This is a genomic window from Bacillus sp. AP50, from assembly GCF_040492675.1.
GTDB lineage: Bacteria > Bacillota > Bacilli > Bacillales > Bacillaceae_G > Bacillus_A > Bacillus_A cereus.
In genome coordinates, this window is the sequence record NZ_JBEUTW010000104.1 from 1 (window position 1) to 8,200 (window position 8,200).

Sequence of the window (8,200 nt, forward strand, 5' to 3'; positions counted from 1 at the left end):
CACCACTATTAATAGTGGTGGTTTTCATTTAATAACTAATTTGGCTGTTTATTTTATATTAAAACCAGCGCTCAGTTACAACTTTTTTACGTGTATAGAATTGAACGCCATCTGTGCCATTTGTACCTAAATCACCAAAGAATGACGCTTTATTTCCTGCAAATGCGAAGAATGCCATTGGTGCTGGAACATTTACGTTTACACCGATCATACCAGCATCGATATTATCACGGAACGTTTGTGCATGTTTACCGTTTGACGTATAAATAACTGCACCATTTGCAAATTTAGATTGATTTGTTAGTTTAATACCTTCTTCTAAATCTTTAACTCGTACAATGCTTAATACTGGAGCAAAAATCTCATCTTGCCAAATTTTCATTTCTTGATTTACGCCATCAAAGATTGTCGCACCTACAAAGTAACCTTCTCCAACTTCTTCATTAATTTTACGGCCATCTACTAATAAAGTTGCCCCATCTGCTACACCGCTATTAATGTAGCCTAAAACGCGCTCTTTATGAGATTCACGGATTAATGGTCCAACATAGTTCTCTTCGTTAAAGCCATCGCCTACTTTTAATTTTTTCGTTTCTGCTACTAATACATCAATGAATTCATCAGCAATTTCATCCACTACTGCTACTACTGAGCATGCCATGCAGCGCTCTCCACTACTTGCAAATGCAGATCCAATTACACCTTGTACTGTTTTCTCAAGATTGCAATCTGGCATTACAATCGCATGGTTTTTCGCACCTGCTAACGCTTGTACACGTTTTCCGTGTTTCGTACCTGTTTCATATACGTAACGAGCTACCGGCTCAGAGCCAACGAACGAAACAGCCTGAATATCTTTATTTTCTAAAATGCTATTTACAACATCTTTTCCGCCTTGTACTAAATTTAATACGCCTTTTGGGAAACCTGCTTCATAGAATAATTCTACAAGTCGCTCCGCTAAAAGTGGCGTTCTTTCAGATGTTTTTAATACGAATGTATTACCGCAAGCAATTGCAAGTGGGAACATCCATAACGGAATCATCATCGGGAAGTTAAACGGCGTAATACCAGCAACAACTCCGATTGGGTAGCGCCAAATCGATCCATCAATTCCGCTAGCGATATTCGGAAGTGCTTGACCCATCATTAAATTTGGCGTAGATGTTGCAAGTTCTACCGCTTCAATACCACGCTGTACTTCACCTGTTGCATCCGTTAGCGTCTTACCATTTTCTAGCGTAATGATTTTTGCAAGCTCATCTTTATTTTCTTGTAATAGCTGTAAATATTTATATAAATTTCTTGAACGATTTGGAACTGGTACTTTAGACCATGTTTCGAATGCTGCTTTTGCCGCTTCAACAGCTTTTTCAACATCTTCTTTTGGAGATAGTGGAACGTAAGCGATAATTTTTCCAGTCGCTGGATTTGGAACTGCTTCTACTTCCGTACCTGTCGATTCAACCCACTCACCGTTAATGTGATTTTTTACTCGTTTAATTTCAGTTGTAATCATTGTATTCTCTCCTTTGTATAATTTATTTTTGATTAGAAATTAATTGCTCGCTAACTTTCTTATATAAAGCAGCCATATCGTTTTCACCATATCCAGCTTGACTCGCTTCGTCATATACGTTTAATAACATTTCGCTTACCGGTAAATGGAGTTCGCTTTCCTTAGCTAAGTCAACTGCAAATCCTAAATCTTTCTTCAATAAGTTCACAGTAAATCCTGGCTCGTAGTTTTCAGGTGCTATAAAACTTTTATAATTACGTTCATAAATTCTACTTTGACCGTAACTTACATTTAAAATATCAAACATTTTATCTAAATCCATATTGTTCTTTTTCGCTAATGTTAAAGCTTCACTCACACCAGCTGTATAAAAACCAATTAATAAGTTATTAATTAACTTAACAGTTGTACCACTATCAATCTGCTCACTAACGTGGAAAATGTTCGCGCCTAGTACGCCCATGATAGATTCCGTTTTCTCATATACCTCTTTTGATCCACCAACCATAAACGTTAATGTTCGGTTTTCGGCTCCGATTACACCACCGCTCACAGGTGCTGCTAAAAAGTCTACTTTCTTTTCCTTTGCAGCTTCCTCTAACTGTTTGTTTAACTGCGGCGATACCGTACTTGTATCAATGAAAACTATATTCGAGTGACCATTTTCAAATAATCCTTCTGCTCCAAAATATACCGCTTCAACAGCGCGAGGTGAAGGTAAACTTGTAAAAACTACATCACATGTTTCTGCTAGTTTTGAGATTGATAGACCGATAATTCCGCCTTCTTTTTCAAAGGACGCTTCCGCCTCTTTATTTAAGTCCACGCCATATACTGTGTAACCTGATTTAACTAGATTTTTTGACATTGGAAGACCCATGTTACCTAAACCGATAAAACCAATCTTTTTCATATCGCTTTCCTCCTATTTACACAATATATTTCCCACGATTTATAATAGCTTTCGCAATTTCTCTCTTCTTCGTAAATACGTTCGTGTATAAAGGTACTAATAATTGACGGATTTCAGCTAAAATCACATTTCTATCTTGTTCTTCTGTGACAGCTGCTGAAAGTACAGAAATCGCCGCTTCTTCTACTTTACGATATCCTTCTTCACAAATAACATCCGTTATGAGTTGCTTCGTACGTTCTTTTTCCTCTCCATTTTTACGTACCGCTTTTCTCGTACGTAAAAACGCTGATTCCATGACGTACACGTCCGTCAACATATTTGATATTACACGTGAATATTCTTGTTCTTGGTCAATTTTTAGACCTGGAGTTTTAGAGAGCGTTTTCAAAGATTGTTTCAACAATTTTTTCGCTAATAAAATGTAACGATGGTTTCTTTCTACATTTGCTACATTACTTTCTACTTCAGTGTCTTCTAATTGTTCGATTTGTTTCATTAACATTTTAGCAACTGTTAATCTATTAATTTCGTTCGTTCCTTCAAAAATACGACTAATTCTTGCATCACGATATAATCGTTCTACCTCATACTCTTGCATATAACCGTAACCACCATGAATTTGTACAGCTTCATCTACGATATAAGCAAGTGTTTCAGAAGCATTTACTTTATTCAGTGCACATTCAATTGCAAATTGGGACATTTTCTTCATAAGATCTTCATCGCTCTCATGAATTGCTTCATCGATTACACCTGCTGTACGATAAGCTGCACTTTCGGCTCCATATGTAGCAATAATCATATTTGCAATTTTCTCTTGAATCATCGTAAAGTCTACTAATTCCGTTTGGAACTGTTTTCGCTCTTTTCCATATTGAACCGACAAACCAATTGCTTGTTTTGCTGTTCCAATATTTCCAAAAGCAAGTTTAAGTCTAGCAAAGTTAAGAATATTAAGGGCTACGTGATGTCCTTTCCCAACTTCCCCTAAAACATTTTCAGCAGGGATGACAACATCTTCTAAAATAAGAGTCGCTGTTGAAGAACCTTTAATCCCCATTTTCTTTTCTTCTAATCCAATAGATACACCTTCACATGTTCTTTCGACAATAAACGCTGTCATTCCTTTATTTGTCTTCGCAAAAACAACGTATACATCTGCCATATGAGCATTTGTAATCCATTGCTTCTCACCATTTAACTTCCAAGCTGTTCCCTCTTCATTCAATACGGCGCTTGTTTTTGCACTTAATGCATCCGAACCAGCATTTGGCTCCGTTAAAGCATAAGCCCCAATCCATTCTCCCGATGCGATTTTCGGTAAATATTTTTCTTTTTGCTCTTTCGTTCCATAATATATGTAAGGCAATGTACCGACACCAGCGTGTATATTAAAAGAAACGCTAAACGCACCAGCGTAACCCATTTTCTCTGCTACAAGACCTGAGACAGCCTTTCCTAACTCGAACCCGCCATAATCTTCTGGTACCTCAATGCCTAATAATCCAAGTTCCCCAGCTTTCTCAAATAATTGACGAGAAACTTTATAGTTATGTTGTTCAATATTCTCCATTTGTGGAACAATTTCTTGTTTAACGAATTGTTCTGTCGTTTTTGCGATTAAATCTTCATCACCTGAAAAATCTTCTGGTGTAAAGTAAGTATGATTTATATCTTTATTAAGTGAAAAAAATTCATCCCATGGTAACTTCGTTTTCTCCATATGTATCCCCCTATCATTCGGCTTTCATAGCTTTTTGCTTATGCTCGTCTACGATGAGTGGAATATCTTTTTTGAAAATAGAAGGCGATGATTTTTCACATCAAGCATTTTATTTTGCCAAAGATGTATTTTCATCGCCTTCGCCGCTTTATCTATTGATCTTCTGATAATACTGTTTTTGCAATACCAGTATCTAACTCTTCAAAGTCATGATATGAAATTGTTTCGTATAATTCACTTCTCGTTTGCATATTAGAAAGTGCATCTTTTTGAGAACCTGTTTCTTTAATTAAAGCAAACACATTTTCATATGCTTTCGCTGCAACGCGAAGTGAAGTTACAGGATAAATAACCATTTGGAAGCCCATATTCGCAAATTCCTCTGCACTATAATATGGAGTTTTTCCGAATTCAGTCATATTCGCAAGCAAAGGTGCATTTACCTTACTATTAAATAGACGGAATTCTTCCTCTGATTGAAGCGCTTCAGGGAAAATTGCGTCTGCACCTGCTTTTACATATGCATTTGCTCTTTCAATTGCTTCATCTAATCCTTCAACGCCGCGAGCATCAGTACGTGCTACAATGTATAAGCTCGGTGCAACTTCTTTAATCGCTTTAATTTTTTGAACCAATTCTTCTGTAGTAACAAGTTTCTTACCATTTAAATGTCCACATTTTTTTGGTAATTGCTGATCTTCAATTTGGACAGCTGCTACTTTCGCTTCCACCATTTCTACAGCTGTTCTCGCCACATTTAGTACACCACCAAATCCTGTATCAATGTCAACAAGAACAGGTAAGTCTGTAGCTCTTACTAAATCTCTTGCTCTCTCAGCCACTTCAGTAGACGTCACGATACCTAAATCTGGTAAGCCTTTACTTGCAGTATAAGCAGCTCCTGATAAATAAAGAGCTGAAAAACCTGTATTTTTTGCAACAAGAGCTGCCATTGCATCATGAGCACCTGGAATTTGCAAAATTTCATTTGCTTCTACTAAAGCTCGGAATCGATTCGCAAGCTCCTCTTGTGTTGACTGCTTTTTCACAACCCAAGCCATTCTAAATTCCCCCTATTATTAAATTAAGAATAGATCTACAAATTCGTTTACATTCATATTTTCTAGTTTTTCTTCATTTAAACAAACTTCATGAATTTGTTCTTGTTGCTTACTAGAATAATGACCTGCCATATTTGCAGTGAATTTTTGAACAACTTTTGGAATTGCTTCGTCTCTACGGAAGCGGTGACCAAGTGGATATTCACATTCCACATTTTCTGTTACTGTGCCATCTTTAAAGTGAACTTGAACAGCGTTGGCGATTGAGCGCTTGTTCGGGTCAAGGTAATCTAAACTGTACTGTTTGTTTTCAACAACAACCATCTTATTACGTAATTCATCTACACGTGGATCGTTTGCTACTGCATCTTCATAATCGTCTGCAACGATATCTCCTTTTAATAAACCAATTGCCGTAATGTATTGTAAGCAATGATCACGATCAGCTGGGTTATTTAATGGACCTTCTTTATCAATAATACGAATTGCTGATTCATGAGTTGTAATTGTAATACGGTCAATTTCATCTAATCTCTCTTTAATTTCCGGATGCAACTTCACTGCACATTCTGCAGCCGTTTGTGCATGGAATTCTGCTGGATATGACACTTTAAATAATACATTTTCCATTACATATGACTCTAGTGGTCTTGCTAATTTTAATTCTTGTTTATTGAATAATACATCTTGGAATCCCCATCCTGGCGCAGATAATGCTGTTGGATAACCCATTTCACCTTTTAGAGCAGTCATTGCAAGATGAACACCGCGGCTCGTTGCGTCACCTGCAGCCCATGATTTACGTGAGCCCGTATTTGGAGCATGACGATATGTACGAAGACTAGAATTATCAATCCACGCATGTGATAATGCATTAAAGATTTCTTCACGTGTTCCGCCAAGCATTTTAGCAACTACTGCAGTTGTTGCTACTTTTACATATAATACATGGTCAAGACCAACTCTGTTTAAGCTGTTTTCTAAAGCAAGCACGCCTTGAATTTCATGTGCTTTAATCATCATTTCTAATACTTCACGTACTTTTAAAGCTTCTTTTCCTTCTGAAATACGAACACGGCTAATATAATCTGCAACTGCTAAAATTCCGCCTAGGTTATCAGATGGATGTCCCCACTCTGCTGCAAGCCAAGTATCGTTATAGTCTAACCAACGGATCATACATCCGATATTAAATGCACCTTTTACTGGATCTAGTACATAAGACGTACCTGGTACACGTGTACCATTTGGCACGATTGTTCCTGGCACAACTGGTCCTAGTAATTTCGTACATTCTGGATATTGCAGTGCTAAAATTCCACATCCAAGTGTATCAAGTAATACGTAACGAGCTGTACTGAATGCTTCTGCACTAGTAACCTCTTTATTTAATACATAATCGGTAATCTCTTCTAATAATGCATCTTTTTGCTTAATTTCATTTGTTTTAATCATGCTATCCTTCCCTTTCTGTCGAAAATTCGTTATTATTAATGATGGGTGTCGGTCAAACACCCATCTGGCGGGCGGCGCTAACAACTCCCCAGTTGTTCTTATTTACTAAGTACATGTCGCTCGCCAATATAATTTACACGTGGACGGAACAAACGATTATTTGCATGTTGCTCAATAACGTGCGCACATAACCCCACTGTTCTAGAGCTAAAGAAGATTGGTGTGTAAAGTTGAATTGGAATACCTAGCATCCAATATACTGGAGCTGCATAATAATCAAGATTTGGATAAATTCCTTTTTCCTTCTCCATAATCTTTTCTCCAGCTTCACACATTTCATATAGTGTATAATCACCTTTTACATCACATAACTGTTTTAAAGCTTCCTTCATCATAAGTGCTCTTGGATCCATCTTCTTCATATAAACACGGTGTCCAAAGCCCATAATTTTTTCTTTGTTATATAGTTTCTTCTGTAATAACTCTTCAAATTTCTCAACATTACCAGCTTCTAAAAGCATGTACATAACCGCTTCATTTGCACCGCCATGTAAACTTCCTTTTAAAGATGCAACTGCACCTGTTAAAGCACCGTATAAATCTGATTGTGTTGATGCAATAACGCGAGCTGTAAATGTAGAGTTTGGCATTTCATGCTCACTATATAAAACAAGGGAACGATCAAAGATCTTTTCCTCAAGTTCAGTTGGTTTTTTACCAGTTAACATATAGAAGAAATTCGCACTATAAGATAATTCTTTAAGAGGTTCAATTGGCTCCTCATTATTTAAAATATGATAGCTATTCGCTACAATGTTTGGCACTTTACTTAACAGCTTGTACCCTCGGCTTTTATTCACTTCTAACGAGCGGTTTTCGATATCATTATCGTAACCAGCTAACGCTGACACACCTGTACGTAATCCATCCATGGGATGCGTCTCTTTAGGCAATGCCTTTAGTACGTTGAATACACCTTCTGGTACTGCATATTCTTCTTTTAATTTCTTTTCAAGTGTTGCTTTTTCATCTTCATTCGGTAGATGTTCCTCCAATAAAAGGTGCACAATGTCTAAATACTCTTTTGTTTTTGAGAGTTCGATTAAGTCATACCCTTGAATTACAATTTCACCTTTTACTGTGTCAAGAAACGAGATTTTCGTCTCCGCTGCCACTATACCATCTAATCCCGGGGAAAATTTCTCTTCAGCTTTCATCATTATTTCCTCCAATCCTAATAGATCTTCGTGCACATAACTGTAAGCCTTTACAATATCGTGAAACTACATTTCTATTTCAATGTATCAGAGTTTTTAGAAGATTTCAATTTATTTTATAATGATAAGTTTCCTACACTTTTCTTACTGTAACAATACAATTTTCTGAAAATAATTCTTATATTTTATAAAGAAAGGATAGACTTCTTTGCGTATTTTCAAAAACAAGATATAAAGATTTTTCATATAATACCGCCAAATATACAATTATTCTAATTTTATTTGAGAAATAGAAAAAACGAGCTGTAC

6 protein-coding genes are annotated in these 8,200 nt (G+C 36.6%); all 6 read right to left on the reverse strand.

All coding sequences use genetic code 11. The features are described from left to right. Positions 1-58 precede the first annotated feature (58 nt). The 6 genes from ABWK52_RS09550 to mmgD all read right to left on the reverse strand — a co-directional run bounded on the left by ABWK52_RS09550 (position 59) and on the right by mmgD (position 7,894). Positions 59-1,519 carry a CoA-acylating methylmalonate-semialdehyde dehydrogenase gene (locus ABWK52_RS09550; protein WP_000633347.1) on the reverse strand — a complete coding sequence of 487 codons (1,461 nt, stop codon included), beginning with the start codon at positions 1,517-1,519 and terminating at the stop codon, positions 59-61. Positions 1,520-1,541: 22 nt separating this feature from the next. Continuing rightward, positions 1,542-2,432, reverse strand: a complete 891-nt coding sequence (locus tag ABWK52_RS09555) for an NAD(P)-dependent oxidoreductase (protein ID WP_000719408.1) — start codon at positions 2,430-2,432, stop codon at positions 1,542-1,544. A 16-nt stretch (positions 2,433-2,448) separates the two neighbouring features. Then, the gene (locus ABWK52_RS09560) at positions 2,449-4,158 is read right to left on the reverse strand and encodes an acyl-CoA dehydrogenase family protein (RefSeq protein WP_087948373.1); all 1,710 of its coding nucleotides are present in this window, start codon (positions 4,156-4,158) and stop codon (positions 2,449-2,451) included. Between the two features lie 152 nt (positions 4,159-4,310). Next, positions 4,311-5,219: a methylisocitrate lyase gene (gene prpB / locus ABWK52_RS09565; protein WP_000312639.1), complete on the reverse strand. Its 909-nt coding sequence runs from the start codon at positions 5,217-5,219 to the stop codon at positions 4,311-4,313. Between the two features lie 18 nt (positions 5,220-5,237). Next, positions 5,238-6,674 carry a 2-methylcitrate dehydratase gene (gene prpD / locus ABWK52_RS09570; protein WP_000598123.1) on the reverse strand — a complete coding sequence of 479 codons (1,437 nt, stop codon included), beginning with the start codon at positions 6,672-6,674 and terminating at the stop codon, positions 5,238-5,240. A gap of 98 nt (positions 6,675-6,772) precedes the next feature. Continuing rightward, positions 6,773-7,894, reverse strand: a complete 1,122-nt coding sequence (gene mmgD, locus ABWK52_RS09575) for a citrate synthase (protein ID WP_001987369.1) — start codon at positions 7,892-7,894, stop codon at positions 6,773-6,775. Between the last annotated feature and the right edge of the window lie 306 nt (positions 7,895-8,200).